Source organism: Methylocaldum sp. (genome assembly GCF_035627495.1).
Classification (GTDB): Bacteria; Pseudomonadota; Gammaproteobacteria; order Methylococcales; family Methylococcaceae; genus Methylocaldum.
In genome coordinates, this window is record NZ_DASPLO010000048.1 from 1 (window position 1) to 1,089 (window position 1,089).

At 59.1% G+C, this 1,089-nt stretch carries 2 rRNA genes; both read left to right on the forward strand.

From position 1 onward, the window contains the following. Positions 1-237: ribosomal RNA gene (locus VEB01_RS04005) — 16S ribosomal RNA — on the forward strand; the annotation flags it as partial. Positions 238-547: 310 nt separating this feature from the next. Next, positions 548-1,089, forward strand: a 23S ribosomal RNA gene (locus VEB01_RS04010); the annotation flags it as partial.

Below are 1,089 nucleotides of genomic sequence, written 5' to 3' on the forward strand. Positions count from 1 at the left end.
CGCAGGCTGCAACTCGCCTGCGTGAAGCCGGAGTTGCTAGTAATCGCGGATCAGCACGCCGCGGTGAATACGTTCCCGGGCCTTGTACACACCGCCCGTCACACCATGGGAGCTGGTAACACCCGAAGTCGGTGAGCTAACTCGAAAGAGAGGCAGCCGCCGAAGGTGGGGCCGGTGACTGGGGTGAAGTCGTAACAAGGTAGCCGTATCGGAAGGTGCGGCTGGATCACCTCCTTTCTAAGGAAGAGCAGGGGGCTGTCGCCCCCCGCACCTACCCCCCACTGTCCAGTGGGGCGCCGATGTGGCGCACATGTCGCCACATCGTCACCTGCCTAGCAGCGGGAGTGGTGCGACTTCCTGGTCGATACTCGGGGCCACCAAAACGGTCACGAGGGAAACCAACAAGCGTGCGAAACGCTCCAAACTCTACACTTCTAGTTTTGAGGGTCCGAGGAAACTCGGGCTTCTTGTACCTTGAAAACTGTACAGTGGTGAAATGTGAAGCATTCACAGGTATGTGTTTGCCGAGTAGAACACCTCGAGAAGAGGTCAAGCTACAAAGGGCACACGGTGGATGCCTTGGCGCCAAGTGCCGAAGAAGGACGCGGTTAGCTGCGATAAGCCTCGGGGAGCTGCAAGCGAGCGTAGATCCGGGGATTTCCGAATGGGGCAACCCGGCCAGGGTAATGCCTGGTCACCCATGCCTGAATCCATAGGGCATGAGGAGGGCACCGCCTGAACTGAAACATCTCAGTAGGGCGAGGAAAAGAAATCAAAAGAGATTCCCCCAGTAGCGGCGAGCGACCGGGGATGTAGCCTAAACCGTCTTCACGCAAGTGAGGGCGGGGTTGCGGGACGTCATCGTGCGATGTCAGAGCTCTAGCTGAACAGGCATGGAAAGGCCGGCCACAGGGGGTAACAGCCCCGTAAGCGAAAGGGCGAAGACCGCAGACGGATCCCAAGTACCACGGGACACGAGGAATCCCGTGGGAATCCGGGGGGACCACCCTCCAAGGCTAAACACACTTGGCGACCGATAGTGCACCAGTACCGTGAGGGAAAGGTGAAAAGCACCGCGAAGGCGGAGTG